Annotated in this window: 1 protein-coding gene; it reads left to right on the plus strand. The window is 33.6% G+C overall.

From position 1 onward, the window contains the following. Positions 1-97: 97 nt before the first annotated feature. A partial coding sequence (locus DXC23_RS12555; RefSeq protein ID WP_199523069.1) for a transposase family protein occupies positions 98-381 on the plus strand: 284 nt, incomplete at its 3' end.

Consider the following 381-nt stretch of genomic DNA (forward strand, 5'->3'; position numbering starts at 1 on the left):
ACAAAATTAATTTAAAAAATTTTCAAAAAAAGTAGAGCATATTTTCCGAAAATCCGTTAAAATGGAATTGTCAAGAAACCAGAACGGAGGAATAAATATGCTCTACAAATATTTTACAGAAAAACTCACAGGATTGCAAGGGCTTTCAATAGAAAAAGTTGAAGAAAATCACAACACTATTCACATACATTGCAAACTTGAGCGTAAGAAACACAAATGTCCTTGCTGTGGCAAACTGACAAACACAATACACGACTATCGTGAGCAGGTTATCAAGGATATTCCTGCCTTTGGCAAGTATGTTTTCATTCATATTAAAAAAAGAAGATATCGCTGTACTTGCGGTAAAAGGTTTGCCGAAAAGAATAAATTTCTGCCACG

The organism is Eubacterium sp. OM08-24 (assembly GCF_003438075.1).
Lineage (GTDB): Bacteria > Bacillota > Clostridia > Oscillospirales > Acutalibacteraceae > Ruminococcoides.